Source organism: Paenarthrobacter sp. DKR-5, from assembly GCF_018531425.1.
In the GTDB taxonomy this organism is placed as follows: Bacteria; Actinomycetota; Actinomycetes; order Actinomycetales; family Micrococcaceae; genus DKR-5.
This window is the reverse complement of the sequence record NZ_JAHBOI010000002.1, coordinates 16,489-33,628: the sequence shown is the minus strand read 5'-3', so window position 1 is coordinate 33,628 and position 17,140 is coordinate 16,489. Positions and strand designations below refer to the sequence as shown.

The 17,140-nt window shown below is 62.7% G+C and carries 20 protein-coding genes; 12 read left to right on the top strand and 8 right to left on the bottom strand.

All coding sequences use genetic code 11. From position 1 onward, the window contains the following. Positions 1-28: 28 nt before the first annotated feature. Positions 29-1,186: a glycoside hydrolase family 3 N-terminal domain-containing protein gene (locus KIH31_RS03505; protein WP_214425714.1), complete on the bottom strand. Its 1,158-nt coding sequence runs from the start codon at positions 1,184-1,186 to the stop codon at positions 29-31. 75 nt (positions 1,187-1,261) lie between these two features. After that, positions 1,262-1,492, bottom strand: a complete 231-nt coding sequence (locus KIH31_RS03500; RefSeq protein WP_214425713.1) for a zinc-ribbon domain-containing protein — start codon at positions 1,490-1,492, stop codon at positions 1,262-1,264. A 217-nt stretch (positions 1,493-1,709) separates the two neighbouring features. On the opposite strand from KIH31_RS03500, the gene KIH31_RS03495 reads away from it, so the two are divergent. Beyond that, positions 1,710-2,003: a cupin domain-containing protein gene (locus KIH31_RS03495; RefSeq protein WP_307857528.1), complete on the top strand. Its 294-nt coding sequence runs from the start codon at positions 1,710-1,712 to the stop codon at positions 2,001-2,003. 44 nt (positions 2,004-2,047) lie between these two features. On the opposite strand, the gene KIH31_RS03490 is transcribed toward KIH31_RS03495, so the two are convergent. After that, positions 2,048-3,031, bottom strand: a complete 984-nt coding sequence (locus KIH31_RS03490) for an MIP/aquaporin family protein (RefSeq protein ID WP_214425711.1) — start codon at positions 3,029-3,031, stop codon at positions 2,048-2,050. Between the two features lie 200 nt (positions 3,032-3,231). Here KIH31_RS03490 and KIH31_RS03485 point away from each other — a divergent pair, with 200 nt between their 5' ends. Both KIH31_RS03485 and KIH31_RS03480 read left to right on the top strand, forming a co-directional pair. Continuing rightward, a complete protein-coding gene (locus KIH31_RS03485) occupies positions 3,232-3,855 on the top strand; it encodes a dihydrofolate reductase family protein (protein WP_214425710.1) in 624 nt (207 codons plus the stop codon). A gap of 177 nt (positions 3,856-4,032) precedes the next feature. Further along, complete coding sequence (locus tag KIH31_RS03480; RefSeq protein WP_214425709.1) at positions 4,033-5,268, top strand: aminotransferase class V-fold PLP-dependent enzyme; 1,236 nt, start codon at positions 4,033-4,035, stop codon at positions 5,266-5,268. On the opposite strand, the gene KIH31_RS03475 is transcribed toward KIH31_RS03480, so the two are convergent. From KIH31_RS03475 to KIH31_RS03455, 5 genes are all read right to left on the bottom strand, one after another. Continuing rightward, positions 5,265-6,515 (bottom strand): NAD-dependent epimerase/dehydratase family protein, encoded by a 1,251-nt coding sequence (locus KIH31_RS03475; RefSeq protein ID WP_284675950.1) that lies wholly within the window; start codon positions 6,513-6,515, stop codon positions 5,265-5,267. The genes KIH31_RS03480 and KIH31_RS03475 overlap by 4 nt on opposite strands. Positions 6,516-6,860: 345 nt before the next feature. Then, on the bottom strand, positions 6,861-7,337 hold the full coding sequence (locus KIH31_RS03470; RefSeq protein ID WP_214425707.1) for an NUDIX domain-containing protein: 477 nt from the start codon (positions 7,335-7,337) through the stop codon (positions 6,861-6,863). A gap of 166 nt (positions 7,338-7,503) precedes the next feature. Further along, a complete protein-coding gene (locus KIH31_RS03465; protein WP_214425706.1) occupies positions 7,504-7,650 on the bottom strand; it encodes a lmo0937 family membrane protein in 147 nt (48 codons plus the stop codon). Between the two features lie 366 nt (positions 7,651-8,016). Further along, positions 8,017-9,036 (bottom strand): class II fructose-bisphosphate aldolase, encoded by a 1,020-nt coding sequence (fbaA, locus tag KIH31_RS03460; RefSeq protein ID WP_214425705.1) that lies wholly within the window; start codon positions 9,034-9,036, stop codon positions 8,017-8,019. 11 nt (positions 9,037-9,047) lie between these two features. Next, positions 9,048-10,052, bottom strand: a complete 1,005-nt coding sequence (locus KIH31_RS03455; RefSeq protein ID WP_214425704.1) for a LacI family DNA-binding transcriptional regulator — start codon at positions 10,050-10,052, stop codon at positions 9,048-9,050. Positions 10,053-10,188: 136 nt separating this feature from the next. On the opposite strand from KIH31_RS03455, the gene KIH31_RS03450 reads away from it, so the two are divergent. The 9 genes from KIH31_RS03450 (at position 10,189) to KIH31_RS03410 (ending at position 17,080) form a co-directional block, all read left to right on the top strand. Beyond that, entirely contained in the window at positions 10,189-11,241 is a 1,053-nt protein-coding gene (locus tag KIH31_RS03450) for a substrate-binding domain-containing protein (RefSeq protein WP_214425703.1), read from the top strand. 72 nt (positions 11,242-11,313) lie between these two features. Continuing rightward, a complete protein-coding gene (locus tag KIH31_RS03445; protein WP_214425702.1) occupies positions 11,314-12,306 on the top strand; it encodes an ABC transporter permease in 993 nt (330 codons plus the stop codon). Continuing rightward, positions 12,303-13,088, top strand: coding sequence for an ATP-binding cassette domain-containing protein (locus KIH31_RS03440; RefSeq protein ID WP_214425701.1), 786 nt, complete (start codon positions 12,303-12,305; stop codon positions 13,086-13,088). Before KIH31_RS03445 ends, KIH31_RS03440 begins: the two co-directional genes overlap by 4 nt. Then, positions 13,078-14,028 carry a PfkB family carbohydrate kinase gene (locus tag KIH31_RS03435; protein WP_214425700.1) on the top strand — a complete coding sequence of 317 codons (951 nt, stop codon included), beginning with the start codon at positions 13,078-13,080 and terminating at the stop codon, positions 14,026-14,028. The genes KIH31_RS03440 and KIH31_RS03435 overlap by 11 nt, the downstream gene beginning before the upstream one ends. Then, on the top strand, positions 14,025-14,669 hold the full coding sequence (locus KIH31_RS03430) for a nucleoside/nucleotide kinase family protein (RefSeq protein ID WP_214425699.1): 645 nt from the start codon (positions 14,025-14,027) through the stop codon (positions 14,667-14,669). The genes KIH31_RS03435 and KIH31_RS03430 overlap by 4 nt, the downstream gene beginning before the upstream one ends. A gap of 61 nt (positions 14,670-14,730) precedes the next feature. Beyond that, positions 14,731-15,318 carry a GNAT family N-acetyltransferase gene (locus KIH31_RS03425; RefSeq protein WP_214425698.1) on the top strand — a complete coding sequence of 196 codons (588 nt, stop codon included), beginning with the start codon at positions 14,731-14,733 and terminating at the stop codon, positions 15,316-15,318. Between the two features lie 722 nt (positions 15,319-16,040). Further along, entirely contained in the window at positions 16,041-16,337 is a 297-nt protein-coding gene (locus KIH31_RS03420) for a hypothetical protein (RefSeq protein WP_214425697.1), read from the top strand. 42 nt (positions 16,338-16,379) lie between these two features. Beyond that, positions 16,380-16,745 (top strand): cupin domain-containing protein, encoded by a 366-nt coding sequence (locus KIH31_RS03415; RefSeq protein ID WP_214425696.1) that lies wholly within the window; start codon positions 16,380-16,382, stop codon positions 16,743-16,745. Positions 16,746-16,873: 128 nt separating this feature from the next. Continuing rightward, a complete protein-coding gene (locus KIH31_RS03410; protein WP_214425695.1) occupies positions 16,874-17,080 on the top strand; it encodes a cold-shock protein in 207 nt (68 codons plus the stop codon). Positions 17,081-17,140 lie beyond the last annotated feature (60 nt).

Below are 17,140 nucleotides of genomic sequence, written 5' to 3'. Positions count from 1 at the left end.
CACAAGCGAGCGGCACAAGGGATCGGCCCTAGCCACCCTGCTTGACCCGGAGGACGGTGAGCGCGGCAGCGTTGACCTTGGCCAGGAAGTCCGGCCGCTGTTTGGCGAGTTGCAGGACGCCGTTATACATATAGGGAATTGCGTTGGGGTTGGCACATAACGCCATGGTCCCGCCCGCGTTGATGAAGTTCTCGGCCCGGACTGCCCAACTCCACGATGAAAGCTGTGCGGCGTTGCACAGGTCGTCGGAGAGGATGACGCCGGTGAAGCCTGCATCGTGCCGCAGCATCGTGCCCATGATGACCGTGGAGAACGGCGCGATCTTGCCGGGACGCGAGTCAATCAGGTCGTAGTAGGCGCTTGAGACCATCACCCATCTGGTCCCGTTCTTGATGGCGGTCTTGAACGGCAGCAGATTCGGGTCGTTGACGGTGGTCTGCCTGTCGTGGACGTTGGCTGCCACGTCGGTGTTGCCCGTGACGCGTCCCAAGCCCGGGAAATGCTTCACAGCCGGCATGACGTAGCCAGCCTTGATCCCTGCCAGAAATGCGTTCCCACTTGCCGAGACGGACGACGGCGTGTAGCCGTATTCCCGTTGGTAGTAGCCAATAGGGGCGTTGTACGGGGCAAACGCCTGGGTCACGGTGTCGAGAACGGGTGCCAGGTCAACTTTCACGCCTGCCCAGCGCAGCTGGTTCGCCCAGTTCCTGGCGTCCGAGGTTAGGGTCGCCGCGGAAAGGCTGCCCTGGGCCAACGCCGTCGGGATCACAGAGAACCCCGGACCGTTCAAGACCTGGACGTAGCCGCCTTCCTGATCCGTTCCCACCGACAGGTATTCGCTGTCGGTGCTGGCGGCTGAGACGGTGCTGGTCATTCGCCGCACCACGTTCGCGGTCGGCCCGATCCCGGCATAGGACCGGCCGGCCAGGTACACGTTTCCAACGTGATCCCAGTGCAGGACGTTCATCGTCGCGGTGCTGGCACCGGTGGCATTGGCGGCCACCATGAACAACTGGCCCACCCTCTGCTCCAGCGTCATGTGGGCCAGATGCTGCTCCGGTGTGCTCCATCCCGGCGGTGTGGACAAGGCAGCGGCCGGCGCCGCGTCCGCCGACTGCGCGGCGGCCAAGAGGGCTGCGAGAATGACGAAGGATCCTCGGTAGCGGAAACGCAGATGGTGACGCATTGCCCACGCAGCTTTTTTGAAGGAAACGTCCTGGATGAGGATTGTACTCCGACGCTGCGAACCGCGCCTGAGGCGTCAGTAGCTCATTGTTTCTTTCTCCCGGCGGCTGACGGGGAAGCCATAGCCGCAGTTGCTGCAGCGCGTTTCGTAGTTACGGGAGATGGTGAACAGCGGGATGAAGAAGACGGAGAACTTCGTGGCTCGCTCCAAGAGCTCCTGCGGCACGTACTGACCGCAGTTCCGGCACCTGTCGGGCCGGGCGAAAAGCCGGCGGTAGATGGTGCGAAATCCGAACAGGAGGATCACGGCAACTCCAATCGCTGAGTTATAGATGAGAAACTCATCAGCAGGCTTACCAATATACAGGCCCGTTTGCCGGCGCTTCCGTGAGGGACTCCTTAACGCCAGCCGCCGCGTCCTTAACGCCAGCTGCCGCCGTCGGATACGCTGGACCACCAGCGATCAACCCAAGGGATGTGACATCGTGCAGAAGACGTCGTTGACAGCACTAGCAAGGACCGAGTTGAGTGCCGCCCGTGAGGCTGCAAGCGGCCGAAGCGCGAAGACCGTGTATGGCGGTCACCAGCATCTGCTGAGGCAAACGGTCATCGCCCTGCTGGCGGGCGAGACACTGGCCGAGCACGAGAATCCCGGGGAGGCAACCGTGCAGGTCCTGCATGGAAGGATCGCCGTGGATGCTGGTGAGGAGTCCTGGTCCGGATGGACCGGCGACTTGATCATCCTTCCGGATGCACTGCATTCGCTGACGGCCGTAGAGGACTCGACTGTCCTGCTGACTGTGGTCAAGCATCGGTGAGGCCTTAGGGCCCGGGACAGTTGGCGTTTTCGCGGGCCGCGAATTCACTGCTCTCCCGCGGCCGTCCGGTTCGGTGCGGAATCGGGAGGCGTCTCCCCGCCGGCGCGGCCCGGAGGCGTGGCGGCCTGCAGCCTCTCCCGCGCATGCAGGACGTCGCCGATGAACCAGTCGTAGATCACCACCCCGATGACCCCTCCGACGAGGGGCCCGATGATGGGAACCCAGAAGTACCAACTGAAGGCGCCTTCTACGGAACCCGGCAGCGCCGTCTGCCCCCACCCTGCCATCCAGGCAAACAGGCGCGGTCCGAAGTCACGGGCAGGGTTGATCGCGTAGCCCGCGTTGGCGCCGATCGACATGCCGATGGCTGCGACGGCCAGCCCGATCATGAACGGGCCCAGGTTCGCCTGAACGGCTGTATTCCGCAGGTCGATGATGGCCACCACGAACATGACGAGGAACGCGGTGCCGACAATCTGGTCGATCAGCGGGCCGGTCGGGTTGCCATTGAAGTAGGGTGCGGGGAAGGTGGCGAAGATCGAGTAGCTGGCCAGCCCCTTCGGATCCGCACGCCCGGTCCCCACAGCCTTGTTGTAGGCGTCGATGGCGTTGTGGTACAGCAGATAGACCATCGCAGCCCCGGCGAACGCCCCGACAACCTGGGCCACGATGTAGGGCCCCACCTTGTTCCACGGGAATTTCCGCCGCACTGCGAAAGCAACCGTCACGGCCGGGTTGATGTGGGCGCCGCTAACGCCACCGGCGACATAGACCGCCAAGGTCACGGCCAAGGCCCATCCCCAGGCAATGAGCAACCAGTCCCCGGCGGCCATGAAGATTGTCGTTGATGTCGCTGCCCGCCCCGATCCCGGCAAGGCTGCGACAGCCATGGCTACGACGCCGTCGCCGAAGGAGATGAGCACAAACGTGCCCAGGAACTCGGCAAGCAACTCCCCCCAGGTTCCGCCAAGTTGCTTGAGGCCGCTGCCGTTACGGACGCCGTTCCTGAGTGGACTGATATCGCTCATCGCGAGTGCCTCCTTGAGTCATCTACTGCTGCATTGCGCGAAGTGACAACCCCCGTGACTAAAACCTAGCCCGGTCCCGCCTGTTGACCACGGTCTAAAGACCTGTCCGTACTGCAAAGCCCCGTGGCACCCTCGAAGTATCTCCGTTGCCGGGGTGCCGACGGCCCACGGAAATACGGCTGACAGACAAGGAGTGCGGCATGGGACTGATCCATATCGACCTGTTCACCACGCTCGACGGCGTCGCGCAAGCACCCGGCGGCCCTGAGGAGGACACCGACGGCGCTTTCGCGTTCGGCGGCTGGCAGGCTCCTCTCTTCGACGACGTCGTCGGCGCGCAGGTCCAGTCCGGGATGGAGGGGATGGACGCACTGCTGCTCGGGCGACGGACCTACGACATCTTCGCCGGGTACTGGCCGCACGCGGAGGGGCCCATCGCCCGGCTGTTCAACAGCCTCCCCAAGTACGTCGCCTCCCGGCACAAGCCTGCCCTTGAGTGGGCGGGCTCCACGCTTCTTGGCCCGGACATCGCCGCCGCCGTCGGCGAATTGCGCGACCGGCACGAGAACACCCACGTCATCGGCAGTCTCGCCTTCGTGCAGACCCTGTTCGCGGAGCGGCTCTTCGACCGGCTCACACTCTGGGTGTACCCGATCCTTCTCGGCAGCGGAAAGAAGGTTTTCGCCGACGGAGTCGTTCCGACCAACCTCAGACTCATCGAGCCGGTCGTTGCCTCCCCCAAGGGGGCGGTGCTGCAGCGGTACGCGCTCGCCGTGGGGACGCCCGGCGTCGGCGATATGTCGGCGGGAGACCAGGAGGGTTAAGGCGCAGTTGGCGGATTTTCGGTACCCAGGAAACCCGGGTGCCGAAAAAAGACGAACACGGCAACGTCCGCCGAACAAACCTCTCGGCACCAGCCCGCGGCCGTCGCCAGTCGACCATCTGGGAGTTCTCGATTATTCGCACACGAAACGGCGTTACGCGGTTACCGGGACTACGCATTGACCGCTGAGGGCCGAGATCCTAGGCTCCAGCACATCGTTGAGGAGCCGAAGCGTTTCAGCCCGGGAGGCAGCCGTGCGCAGCAGTGCAGTCCCGCAATCGACCCCGCTACGCTCGGCATCCGGGTCCGCAGCATGAAGTCGGTGTCGGAAAAGAGATTTTTCAACTTCGCCACGGTCGCGCCAATGAGCCGTACCGCTTATGACGCCGCCCAGACCTTCTTGGCTGATTTCTACCATTACGGGCCGCCCGAGGCGCTTTACCGTTACGACTCATTAGCGGAACAAATGGCAGCAGAGGCCGCAAGACTGGTCAACTGCGCGCCCGAGGAAATCACCTACCTGAAGAACACAACCGAGGGGATCATTATCGCGAGTGAGGCCTTGCCACTCGAACGGGGCGACGAAGTGCTGGTACTGGGCAACGAGTATCCGGCGAACCTGCTGCCTTGGCTGCGCAAGCGCCACCACGGTGTCACGGTGAGCGTCATAACGGGACGCGACAATAAGGACGCGTTCCGGCGGCTGGTGGAGAGCATCGGCCCTCATACCAAGGCGATAAGCATCTCCTCCGCCCAACGGTACGACGGCTTCATGCCGGATCTGCCCCTGCTCTCCGAAGTCTGTCGTGGCAGAGGCATTTTCCTGGTGATCGACGCTGTCCAGCACGTCGGCGTGCGAACCATTGATTTAAAGAAAACACCTGTGGATTTCCTCGTGTGCGGCGGCCAAAAATATCTGCGTGCCGGCATGGGGATCGGGTTCATGTATGTCAGTCGTGAGGTCATGCCGGTCCTGCGTGATAGCAAGGTTGGCATCCGCAGCGTCCAGCAGTTCGATGAGAATTCCTACGTGCTCAGAGAGACAGCCGCCCGATTTCAGGACGGCACCCAGAACGTCTCGGGACTGGCGGCCCTGCACGCGGCGCTCAAGGAAATCAACACCGCCGGCATGGATGCCGTCCAACAGAAAAACCTGGCAATTCTGGAGGGGATCAAGTGTGTTCTGCATGAACACGAGCTTGAATTCATTGATCATGGCGCGCACCAGGGAAACATAGTCTCGATACCAACAGCTGACCCGAGCGCCCTATCCCGGTTTCTGGCGGAACGCGGTGTCTACATCAAGGCAATCGAGGATGTCGCCCGGATTTCATTCATTCACGAATCCAAGCTCGAAGATGTCGAAGTACTGGCCCGGCACGCCCGGGAATTTCTGGGCGGCGCCGAGGGCTAGTGTGCCTGGTGCAGCGCGTAGGACGCAGTAACCGGCGAGGCCTCGGGGCTACTTGAGACGGGCGCAGGCATTTCAGCGCTCCCTGGCGACCAGCTGACCTTGGGCAGGATGATGGACGCATCGATGTTGTCCTTGTAACGTCGCGTGAATTCCAGCATAGTGGCCATGTCAGTCTGGAGCCGGGCTTCCTTGTCTGCATGGCGGGCTTGGATGGCTTCGTGCACCTCCACCTGGGGCTCCAGCTTCCCGGACGGTTCCCGGCGGGGGTTCGTCAGGTGATCGATGCGGGCTGTCGGATCGATCGCGGCAAGCTTCTCGGCGATCTCACCTATGCTCAAGCGGTGTGTGTAGTTGTGCAGGACAGTGTGCTCGCCGGATTCAACCTTAAGCTCGGATAAGTCGAGGAAGCTATCGACCGTATCGGCCAGGCTGATCAGGCCGGTCCGTTGGCTACCGTCACCGTAGACGGTCAGGGGGTGGCCGATAACCATCTGGCAGACGAACCGGTTGAAGACCGTGCCGAAGACAGCGTCGTAATTGAACCGGGACGCTAAACCGCAACGCTCCTCGGAATGGTTCTCCGGGATCGTCGCTCCGAAGATGGTGGCCTGCTGGACGGTAACGACCTTCAGCGCCCACATATTGGAGCAAAGGTCGTCGATCAGCAGGTCAAGGATCTTTGACTGATGGTAGAAGTCGGTGGCCTGCATGGGAAGGAATCCCTGCAGCACCTTGTACTGCAGGCCGCGGTCCTCGAAGGTGAAGTCTTTCTTGCTCAGCGGAATATAGTCGGTGTCGGTGCCCATGTAGCAGCCGGCCGAGCCAAGCTTGATATAGGTGGTGGACTTGCTTAAGCGGCCGATCGCCCATAGGACGTTGAGGTGCCCGATGGTGTTGTTGGAGAACGTGGCCGCCGCGTTCCGGGCGCTGCTCATGGAAAACGGTGCGGAGGGCTGCTGAGCAGCGTTGATAATGACGGCCGGTCGATACCTCGCTACTACCCGCTCCACGGCATCGGGGTCCAGGAGCTCCACTTTCTCGAACGACAGGTTTTGTTTACCGAAGATGCGCCTGTATTCAGCGATGCGATTCGCCGGGCTTCGGAGCGGCACCAGGACCTTGGCGCCTGCCTCTTTCTCCCAACACCGCTTAATGAGGTTGTCCACCAAGACAACCCGTCGACCGGTGCGGCTGGCCATAGCAAGTCCCAAAGTCCAGCCCAGGTACCCGTCCCCGCCCAGAATCATGACTGTGTTGCTCTTCGACTCATTCATAGTGCGACCCCGGTGTCAGACTTCCCGCAGCGGCGAAAACACAACCAGGGTTTCGAGCTGCGAATAACTACTGCGAATTGGACCGGCCGCACGTCACTGCAACAGCCCTCATCGCTTCCCAAGGCAACGTCACCAGGGATGCGCCCATCCTCTGCCTCCCCCGCAATCGTTGCAACAGGTAGCAAACAGGTTCCACTTGAGGCAAGTAGTGCGCTCACTGATCAGCACTGCTAAAATTCGGCCGCAAGTCCAGACCGCCGAGAGCGCAGCCACGCCCGCAGAACGCGACACCACACCACCGGGCCGCGCCCGGCGGACCTACTCCGGCCGCATGAAGTGAGGCTTACCGTCGGACCGCAGTGCCAGTTGCAGCAAGCGCAGCTGCGGCGAGGGCAGGGGCGGGAGATCCTCCAGTACGAACCAGCCCACCGCAACCGACTCCTCGTCGTTCACCCGCGCCTCGCCGCTGACGTGACGGCAGAGAAAAGCCAGTTCCAAAAACTGCGCCTGGTCACCGTTCGGGAACAGCACGGGCTCCAGTGAGGTCACCGACACAAGATGCACAACTTCGGCTACCACCGCCGTTTCCTCATACACCTCGCGAAGCAAGCCCGCCGCCGGCTGTTCTCCGGGCTCCAGCAATCCGCCGATCAACGTCCACCATCCGTTGTCCGATCGCTGGCCCAATAGCACACGTCCCGCGTCGTCGAGAACGACCGCGGTTACGCCCGGGAGCCACAGCAGGTCGTGGCCGATCTTGCTGCGAAGCTCAACAATAAAGCGAGGCGTGGACATGCTCACAGCCTAGGCCGAGCCGGCGCCCGTCTGCAGGGTCGTGCGACACCCATTTGGGTCCCGCCCTGGTTCCCTGCGGCATCCGCCTCTATGTAAGGAACCCGTCAGATGAGGTGTACGGCCCGTCCGTTACGGGCTATGCGTTCTTCAACGCCGGTTGTGATTTCTACGCACGGGACCTGCCCCGGACGAAGTGGAAGATCAGGACGATGACGGCAATGACCAAAAGCACATGAATGAATGCGCCGCCTATGTGCGCAATCAGACCAAGCAGCCAGAGAACACCGATGATGATGGCTATCCAGAGCAACATAACAATCTCCCTTTATTGGCGGTGGGTAAAACTGTGCCTTCGCTCTCTATATAGACACATAAATCGATCAAACGACAAGCATGCTTAGCGTTTTTTATTGGACCTGAAGAAGCTCGAACGCATCGGATACGGCGATGTGCGCGTCGCATCGACTACCCCGCCGCAGCAATGCTTTGGGGACTGGCGAGCAACTCTTCGGGCGGAGATGTCCGACGAAGGCGAAGCGGACGCTCACGCGGCGCGGGAAGCCGTTCAGCGGATCACCGGCGGCAGTGACCGGCCGCTGCCGGTCGATATGCGTGAGCGCGGAGATCACGGTCCCGGTTCGCTGCGGGCACTTTCAAGCCCGCGCCCGGCCTCAGATCGTCACGCCTGGTGTTGCCCGGCTGATCCGAGCTGGACGGCGGCCTCGACAACCCGCTGGGCCATGGCTTGCTCCGCCGGCCTGCCCCAGGTGCGGGGGTCGTACGACTTCTTGTTGCCTACCTCACCGTCAATCTTCAGCACATGGTCGTAGCGCGAGAGCATGTAGCCCGCGATGGAGCGGGTGAAGGCGTACTGTGTGTCGGAGTCAATGTTCATCTTGATCACTCCATGCCGGACTGCTTCTCTGATCTCCTCAGCGCTCGATCCGGATCCGCCGTGGAAGACCAGGTCGAACGGCTTCTCTTTGCCTGTTTCCCTTCCGATGGCGTCTTGAATGTTTCCGAGCAGGGACGGGTCCAGGCGCACTGCCCCGGGTTTGTAAACGCCGTGGACATTGCCGAACGTCAACGCCGTCAGATAGCGACCGTTGTTGCCGGCGCCCAGAGATTGAATCGTGGCCCGTGCGTCGTCGACGGTGGTGTACATCTTTTCGTTCATGGCCCCGATGACGCCGTCCTCCTCGCCTCCGACGACGCCGACCTCGATTTCCAGAATCGTGTGAGCCTTTGCGGACTCCTCGAGGAGGTCCTCTGCGATTTTCAGGTTTTCTGCCAGGGGCAACGCCGATCCGTCCCACATGTGTGACTGATACAGCGGGTCCAGTCCCCTGGCGGCACGGTCCTTGGAATGCGCGAGAAGGGGCCTGACCCAATCGTCCAGGTTCGCCGACCCGCAGTGATCCGTGTGAAGAGCGATCTTCACGTTATAGTGCGCCGCCACTTCGTGGGCGTACGCTGCCAGGGCGAGAGAGCCAGCAACCCGGTTGTTGGCCCTCCCGGACAGGTAGAGTGCCGTTCCTACCGACACCTGAATGATGCCGTCGCTTTCTGCTTCAGCAAACCCTTCGAGGGCCGCGTTGAGTGTTTGGGAGGATGTGACGTTAATCGCCGGGTAGGCGAAGCCGCGTTCCTTTGCCCGCTCGAGCATGGCCACGTACTCGTCAGGGGTAGCAATGGGCATCCGGACTCCTGTTATTTGCAGCCGCACGAGTTGCGGTGGTGGTACGTGGTGGGGATGCGCAAGACCTTCGGGGACGCCGTCGAGCCCTCAATCCGCTCAAGCAGCAGGTCAAAAGCCTGGCTCCCCATGGATCTGATGTCCTGTTCGATCGCCGTCAGACGCGGCTCAAAGAGATCAGCCCACTCGAAGTCGTCGTAACAGACGAGCGCCACGTCGTCAGGCACACGCAGGGACAGTTCCTTCAGTCCACGCATGGTCCCCACCGTCATGGCGTTGTTCAGGACGACGATGGCCTTCGGTCGGGTCTTTTCCGGTCCGAAGATTCTCAGCGTCTCGGTGAAGGCGTCCTCCTGGCTGGAGTTGCCTTGCCCGCACAGTTCCGGATCCACCTCCAAACCTGCCCCTTCCATCGCCATGCGGAAGCCTTGGAGCCGCTCTGAGGTGGACTGCAGACCGGGGAAGCCTGCCATGACGGCAATGCGGCGGTGGCCACGTTCGATCAGGTGCTTCGTGATGGTCACGACAGGCTCGACATTGTCGGGCGCCAGCTGATCGCATGCGACGTCGGGGATGTGGCGGTCAATGAGCACGAGGGGCGTCCCGCTGGCGACAACCTGTGGCAGGGAGACTACTTCGGCCCCGGGTGCCGGCGCGACAATCAGCCCGTCCACGCGGCGGTCCAGGAATGACTCAAACAAGCGCGATTCCACGTCGGCGTTGTCGTGGGTGTCACCCATGACGATCGTGTACCCGCGCGCCGACGCCCTCTCTTCGATCGAATGCACCAAATTCGCGAAGTACGGATTCTGAAGTGCCGAGATACCTACCCCTATGGAATGGGTCCTCGAAGTAACGAGCGCAGTGGCCAGCGCGTTTCGGCGGAAGCCGGTCGCGGCCGCTGCTTCGAGCACCTTTTGCCGGGTGTCAGGATTCACCGGCCGCGTCTGGTTCAGCACGTGAGACACAGTCGTAACCGAGACGCCGGCAGCGCGTGCCACATCTGCCATCGTTCCCATCCGCGGAGCTCCTTCGCTATGTGTACTCCGTCACATTATCTCGACGCAAACCCTTGCGCAAGCGTTTGCGAGCTGTTTATAGTCATTCACACGGTCAGGCAACCCGCCTGACAGATCATTGGTCAAAGGAGTCCAAATGTCGTTCGTCGATAACTTCCGCAGGGCGGCGGCACGCCGTTCACAAGTCACCAAGACTGTCCTGCTGGTCACTGCCGGATCGTTGACGCTTACTTTGGCGGCCTGCGGGTCGGGCGGCGGAGCCGGTAACAGCGCGAGCCAGGGTTCGTCCGATCAGGTCAAGATCGGCTTGGTGACAAAGACAGACACGAACCCGTACTTCGTGAAGCTCCGCGAAGCAGCAAAAGCCGAGGCAGATAAGAACAACGCAAGCCTGATCGCCCTGGCCGGCAAGTTCGATGGTGACAACGAGGGCCAGGTCGCTGCCATCGAGAACCTGGTCAGCCAGGGCGTGAAGGGAATCCTCATCACTCCCAGCTCTTCCTCCGGCATCCTCGCAGCCATCAAGTCCGCCCGTGACGCAGGAGTCGTCGTCATTGCGCTGGACACGGCCACTGACCCCGAAAACGCGGTCGACGCGACGTTCGCTACCGACAACAAGAAGGCCGGCCAGCTTGAGGGCGCCTGGGTCAAGGGGGCGCTGGCGGGGAAGACCCCGAAGCTGCTCATGCTCGACGGCACGCCGGGCGGCACCGTGGACACATTCCGCCACGACGGCTTCCTCCAAGGTATCGGGCTGAAGGAGGGCGACCCCGCGATCGCCGGTAAGGAAAACACCAACGGCGATCAGACCAAGGCACAGACCGCCATGGAAAACCTGCTGCAGCGTGTGCCGGACGCCAACGCTGTCTACACCATCAACGAACCGGCCGCAGCCGGCGGCTACCAGGCCATCAAGGACGCAGGCAAGGTTTCCCAGTTCACTGTTGCCTCCATCGATGGAAGCTGCACCGGCGTGAAGAACGTCAAGGCAGGCGAGTTCGGGGCAACGGTCATGCAGTTCCCGGCAAAGATGGCCGCCCAGGGCGTGGACGCAGTGGTCAAGTTCTCCAAGGACGGCACCAAGCCGTCCGGGTTCAACGACACGGGAGCGCAACTGATCACCGACAAGCCCGTCAGCGGGCTGGACTCCAAAGACACCTCCTGGGGCCTGCAGAACTGCTGGGGCTGACAGCCATTGACCTCTCCGGCGGCAGCCATGTGCTGCCGCCGGAACCCTTGAGAAAGAACTAAGGAAGTTCTCATGTCTTCATCCCCCACCATGGCAGCGCCGCCGTCCAAACCCACATTCGATGTCAGCAGGGTTCTGCATCAACCGCTTTTCGGGCCGCTCGGGGCGCTCATCCTCGCCGTGATCATCTTCGCTGTGGCGTCCCCGCGTTTCCTGAGCCCCTTCAACCTGTCCCTGATCCTTCAACAGTCAATCGTGGTCGGCATTCTCGCCGTCGGGCAGACCCTGATCATCCTGACGGCCGGCATCGACCTTTCGATCGGTGCAACCGCAGTGCTCGGGACGATCATGCTGGCCAAGACAGTCGGATCGGGCGGCGCGGTCGCTGCCCTGATTGCCACGCTGTTGATCTGCATGGCCGTCGGCGCGGTCAACGGCACGCTCGTCACGGTATTCAAACTGCCGCCCTTCATCGTCACCTTGGGCACGTTCACCGCGGTCTCGGCCGCGACTCAACTCTTCGCAGGCTCAGCCACTTATCCGGTCCAGGACAGCGTGCTCACCTTCCTCGGCACTTCGATAGGCTCAGGCACCGCGCGCACCACCCTCGGGGTTTTCGTCCTCATTCTCGTCTATGCCGTCACCTGGTACGCTCTGACCCAAACCGCCGGCGGCCGACACATTTATGCTGTCGGCGGCAGCCCCACAGCGGCGCGTCTGGCCGGCATCAAAACCAACCGCACACTCTTCTCCGCCTACATCTTCACCGGGGTCATCGCGGCAATCGCCGCCTGGGCCGCCCTCGGCCGCATCCCCACCGCCGACCCTAACGCCTTTCAAACCGCGAACCTCGACACCATCACGGCCGTCGTCATCGGCGGAACCAGCCTCTTCGGCGGGCGCGGCTCGGTGGTCGGGACCCTCATCGGCACTCTTATTGTCGGCGTCCTGCGCAACGGACTGACCCTTGTGGGCGTCGATAACCTCTACCAGAACATTGCGACCGGCGTCCTCGTCATCGTCGCCGTCGCTTTCGACCAATTCGCACGCCGGAGGTCCTCATGACCAGCACCCCAGTTCTCCAAGCCAGCAACCTGGTCAAACGGTATGGAAGCGTCACTGCCATCAACGGAGCAGACTTCGAGCTGCGCGAAGGCGAAGTCCTCGCCGTTATCGGTGACAACGGTGCGGGAAAGTCAAGCCTGATCAAGGCGCTCTCCGGCGCCCTGATCCCTGATTCCGGCGAAATCCACATGGACGGCCAACCCGTTCGATTCCGCACCACCCTCGACGCTCGCCGCCATGGCATTGAAACCGTCTACCAGGACCTCGCCGTCATCCCCGCCCTGGACATCGCCAGCAACGTCTTCCTCGGCCGCGAAGTGCGCAAAAAGGGATTCCTCGGATCAGTCCTGCGGCAGTTGGACAAGTCCGCAATGCGCGAGGAGTCGATGAAGCACCTGGCCGACCTGAAGATCGGCATCCGTTCAGCCGTCCAGCCTGTTGAGACACTCTCGGGCGGTCAACGTCAGGGGGTGGCCGTGGTTCGCGCCGCCGCGTTCGGCAAACGGGTCATCATCATGGATGAGCCCACGGCAGCGCTCGGTGTCAAGGAATCGGGAATGGTCATCGACCTGATCCGCGAAATCAGGGAACGGGGTCTGCCCGTGATTCTCATCAGCCACGACATGCCTCACGTCTTCGACGTCGCCGACCGCATCCACGTCCACAGGCTCGGCCGCCGCGCTGCTGTCGTTCGCACCGGAGACCGGTCAATGTCGGAAGTCGTAGCCCTCATGACCGGCGCAATGGAACCCACAGAGGAGGAGCGAGCCGGTGGGCGGTGAGGACACTGCTGCACCGCGTCTGCCCCGGGGCGTCTTCGTGGGGCTGGCCACTCTCGACGTCGTCCAACGGGTAGGCACTCTGCCGACGAGCAACAAGAAAGCCACAGCAGCCAGGCAGGACATCGCGGCCGGAGGCCCCGCCCTCAATGCGGCCGTCACCTTCGCCGCCCTCGGCGGGGACGCCACCCTCATCAGCTACGTCGGAGAAGGCGCTGCTGCGCGTATCGCGAAAGAGGACCTGGCCGCCTGCAGCGTCCAGCTGATCGATCTGGCCCAACTCGGCTTCTCGCTGCCCGTGTCATCGATAGTTGTCGAAGAGTCCACCGGGAACCGCCAAATCGTCTCCACCGACGCAACAGCCGCGGCCGCGCCGGTGGCCCACTCCCCTGATGCGACACTCACGAGAGCGCTGGACAATTGCGACATCGCGCTGTTCGACGGTCACCATCAGGGGCTGGCGCAGTCACTAGCCGGTTACCTGCACACAAGCAGCCGCCCACCCATGATCCTGGACGCCGGCCGATGGAAGCCAAGCATGCCTGAACTGATACCACTGATGTCCGAGGTGATCTGCTCAGCGGATTTCCGGATGGACTCCCGGCCCGACGAGAATGACCTGCTCCAGGACCTGTTGCGGGCCGGCGTCGACGTCGCGGCTGTCACCAACGGCGCAGCGCCGATCAGGTGGGCCACCCGCGACGACTCCGGAACGGTTCCAGCCGAGCAAACCGAAGTCGTGGATTCCCTCGCGGCCGGGGATGCATTCCATGGGGCCTACGCATTCGCGCGGGCCACACAGCGTCACCACACTCCCGCTTCCGGCGAAATCTCGAAGCATCTCGCATTCGCCGCGCACATCGCAGCGATAAAATGCAGCCACACCGGCACCCGATCCTGGCTCTCCCGCCTCCGTCCCCCTACCGGAGAACAAGAACGATGACAGCACCCGCGGCCCAGCTGCCTGCACTTATCCAGCGCGCAACCGAACTCGCTTCCACGGGCAAAAGGGAACTGCTCGGAATTGCCGGCGCCCCCGGAGCGGGCAAATCGACCCTCGCCGCGCAACTCGTAGCGGCACTCGGACCGCAGCGCGCCGTCCTCGTTCCAATGGACGGCTTTCACCTCGCCAACGCCGTGCTCATCGAACGCGGCATCAGGAACATTAAAGGCGCCATCGAAACGTTCGACGACGCCGGTTACGCAAACCTGCTCGAGCGCATCAAGAAGCAGCAGCCCTCCGAAACCATCTATTCGCCCTATTTCGATCGCGATTTGGAAGAACCCATCGCCGGCGCAATCCCCGTCTACGCACACGTTCCCCTGATCATCACCGAGGGCAACTACCTACTTTCCGACACAGGCTGGTGGAGTAAGGCGCGCGCCGCATTGACCGAATCCTGGTACCTCGAGCCAAACGAAGACACACGCCGTCAGCGGCTCATTTACCGGCACATCGCACACGGAAAAACCGAAGACCAAGCGCGTCACTGGGCCCTTGGCTCCGACGAGCAGAACGCGAAGATCATCCACGCCACGGCGGACCGGGCGGACAGAATCATCAGGATCTCCTCGGCGTCCTGACCGAATGCGGCCGCATCCGGTTGCTGAAAGGCAACGGACCAACTGTCGAAAGGATGCCGTCGTGGCTGACTACGAGATCAAGGCGCTGACGAGCGAAACTTGGGACGCCTTCGCCGCCTTGGCTGCCCGGCACGGCGGTGCCGGGATGGGCGGCTGTTGGTGCACTTGGTTCCACCGGGAAACGCATGCCGCGCCCGGTTCGAGCTCCGGAACTGCCGAGGATTCCCGCGACTTCAAGCGCGGCCTGGTCGAGACAGGCCACGCCCACGCAGCCCTCGTGTTCGACGGCGCGACGGCGGTGGGCTGGGCCCAGTACGGCAGCCCGGCGGAACTTCCAGGGATCGCTCACCGCAAGGAGTACCTGGCCGGAACCGACGTCCTCCCCGACTACCGGATCACGTGCTTCTTTGTTGACCGGTCTTACCGGCGGCGGGGCGTCGCGGCGGCGGCACTTGACGGGGCCGTCGCACTCATCGCGGCGGCCGGCGGTGGCTTGGTTGAGGCCTACCCGCAGGACACCCAGGGCAGGAAGGTCTCGGCGTCGTTCCTGTACAGCGCCACCCGAACCATGTTCGAACAGGCCGGGTCCGCCTATCAGCGCCCAAAGGGCAAGAACCACTGCATGCAGAAAGTGGTTGACCCGCGCTAAGTTCGAACAGGTCCGGGGCCATGTAGCCGCAGTAGGCGAAGCCGGCGATGCGGTCATCGGAGACCGCGGCCGCTGACGGCAAGCTGGTGAGCGCTTCTTCGGTGAGGCGCGGGTGGGGTTGCAGTCAAAGGATTCTGGGGGCCGCCCGGTCCTTCCCTTGACCCATCGCGACCGGCAACCCCCGTCACGCGGCGAAGAACTCGTGAGGCACGACTTCGGCCATGCGGAGCGTTTCCCTGGACGGGAAGCGCCTAGCACCAAGAGTCCACACATCGTGACGATCATGCGACACGGTTAGGCGCTACCGGTCCAACCGCGGGCTGCCTAGTTGCAGATCTTGCAACTAGGCAGCCCATTTCGTGCAACTAGTTATCCAGACTCGCAACTAGTGCAGATTGCCAGGCATCTTGGTTCCAGGGACCAGATGCCAACCCCGTCGTTCCGCGGGTAACGTCTTCAGCCAACGGCTCGACTCTGTCATCGAAGATGGGCCTTCTTTCCGCCGAACCCGACCGGGAGGTCGCCCGCGAACGGGGTGGGCCTAAAGAGCTGCAGCCTCCGCCGCGTGTCCCTTCCGTGAGCTCGTCGGAAAACATGCGATGCAGGCCGCCGCGTGACACGCCGAAAGGCCATTGACGTCACCATGCGACCGGCGTAAACCGGGGCCTGTCGGTTCAATCGCGGGCCGCGACTTGCGTGCCTGCAAGTGCAAGGAGCACGAGATGGCTGTCGCAATCATCATGGAATTCAAAGGCGCCACCCTGGCGCAATACAAAGAAGTCAACCAGAAGATGGGCCTCACTCCGGGCGGCCCGGGACCGGCAGGATCGATCTCCCACCGGGCGGCCGAGTCGGACGGCAACCTGCTCATCACCGACGTACGGGAATCCCGCGAACAGTACGACAAGTTCGCCCAGGAAAAGATCGGGCCGCTCAGCAAGGAGGCAGGCTTCCCTGCGCCCCCGACGACCACCTACTACGAGGTCGCCAACTACTTCACGCCGAACCCTGCCTCCTGACACAGCGTCGTCAGGCAAACAGCGAAAGGAATGGGGTCCGCCATGGCTGGAATGATCCGCAAAAGTCTCGACGAACCGGAAGAAACCCGGTCCTTCGAAGACGGCAAAGGCAAACTGGACCTCGTTGACCTGCAGAACGGAGGCGTGGGCCGGGCAGTGTTCGAACCGGGCTGGCAGTGGTCCCGGCACGTCAAGCCCCCGGTCAAGACCGACAGCTGCGAAGCCGCGCACACAGGGTACGTTGTATCCGGGCGCCTGAAAGTCGTCATGAACGACGGGCAGGAGACCGAATTCGCGGCCGGAGACTACATGGCCGTCCCGCCCGGCCACGACGCGTGGGTCGTCGGCGACGAGCACTGCGTCATGCTCGACTGGCAAGGCTTTGCCGACTACGCCCGCAACAAATAGGGCCACGCCCGCCGGCGTTCGATCCGAACCTGTTGTCACCGGTGCGCCGCCCGCATAGGGTCATCACGAGGACAGTCCGACGGCTCCGAAAAGCGGTGCCGCGTCGACGTCCGAGAAGGAAGCACGGAATGGCAACTGGCACGGTCAAATGGTTCAACGCGGAAAAGGGCTTCGGGTTCATCGAGCCCGATGACGGAAGCCAGGACGTGTTCGCTCACTTCTCGGCCATCACCGGCGGCGGCTACCGGTCGCTCGAGGAAAACCAGAAGGTCGAGTACGAAATCGGCCAGGGCCAGAAGGGCCCGCAGGCACAGAACATCCGCGTCCTCTCCTAGGGACCGGGGCTGAAGGAGGCCGCGCCGGCAACTGCCCGGTGCGGCCTCCTTTGTGCGCGG

What these genes read in the sequence shown, in the direction of transcription:
- KIH31_RS03420 (WP_214425697.1), top strand. Translation starts at nt 16,041, where the DNA reads ATGGCTGTCGCAATCATCATGGAATTCAAAGGCGCCACCCTGGCGCAA.
- KIH31_RS03455 (WP_214425704.1), bottom strand. Translation starts at nt 10,052, where the DNA reads ATGGGAACGATGGCAGATGTGGCACGCGCTGCCGGCGTCTCGGTTACG.
- KIH31_RS03410 (WP_214425695.1), top strand. Translation starts at nt 16,874, where the DNA reads ATGGCAACTGGCACGGTCAAATGGTTCAACGCGGAAAAGGGCTTCGGG.
- KIH31_RS03465 (WP_214425706.1), bottom strand. Translation starts at nt 7,650, where the DNA reads ATGTTGCTCTGGATAGCCATCATCATCGGTGTTCTCTGGCTGCTTGGT.
- KIH31_RS03415 (WP_214425696.1), top strand. Translation starts at nt 16,380, where the DNA reads ATGGCTGGAATGATCCGCAAAAGTCTCGACGAACCGGAAGAAACCCGG.
- KIH31_RS03440 (WP_214425701.1), top strand. Translation starts at nt 12,303, where the DNA reads ATGACCAGCACCCCAGTTCTCCAAGCCAGCAACCTGGTCAAACGGTAT.
- KIH31_RS03430 (WP_214425699.1), top strand. Translation starts at nt 14,025, where the DNA reads ATGACAGCACCCGCGGCCCAGCTGCCTGCACTTATCCAGCGCGCAACC.
- KIH31_RS03475 (WP_284675950.1), bottom strand. Translation starts at nt 6,515, where the DNA reads ATGATTCTGGGCGGGGACGGGTACCTGGGCTGGACTTTGGGACTTGCT.
- KIH31_RS03445 (WP_214425702.1), top strand. Translation starts at nt 11,314, where the DNA reads ATGTCTTCATCCCCCACCATGGCAGCGCCGCCGTCCAAACCCACATTC.
- fbaA (WP_214425705.1), bottom strand. Translation starts at nt 9,036, where the DNA reads ATGCCCATTGCTACCCCTGACGAGTACGTGGCCATGCTCGAGCGGGCA.
- KIH31_RS03470 (WP_214425707.1), bottom strand. Translation starts at nt 7,337, where the DNA reads ATGTCCACGCCTCGCTTTATTGTTGAGCTTCGCAGCAAGATCGGCCAC.
- KIH31_RS03505 (WP_214425714.1), bottom strand. Translation starts at nt 1,186, where the DNA reads ATGCGTCACCATCTGCGTTTCCGCTACCGAGGATCCTTCGTCATTCTC.
- KIH31_RS03490 (WP_214425711.1), bottom strand. Translation starts at nt 3,031, where the DNA reads ATGAGCGATATCAGTCCACTCAGGAACGGCGTCCGTAACGGCAGCGGC.
- KIH31_RS03450 (WP_214425703.1), top strand. Translation starts at nt 10,189, where the DNA reads ATGTCGTTCGTCGATAACTTCCGCAGGGCGGCGGCACGCCGTTCACAA.
- KIH31_RS03485 (WP_214425710.1), top strand. Translation starts at nt 3,232, where the DNA reads ATGGGACTGATCCATATCGACCTGTTCACCACGCTCGACGGCGTCGCG.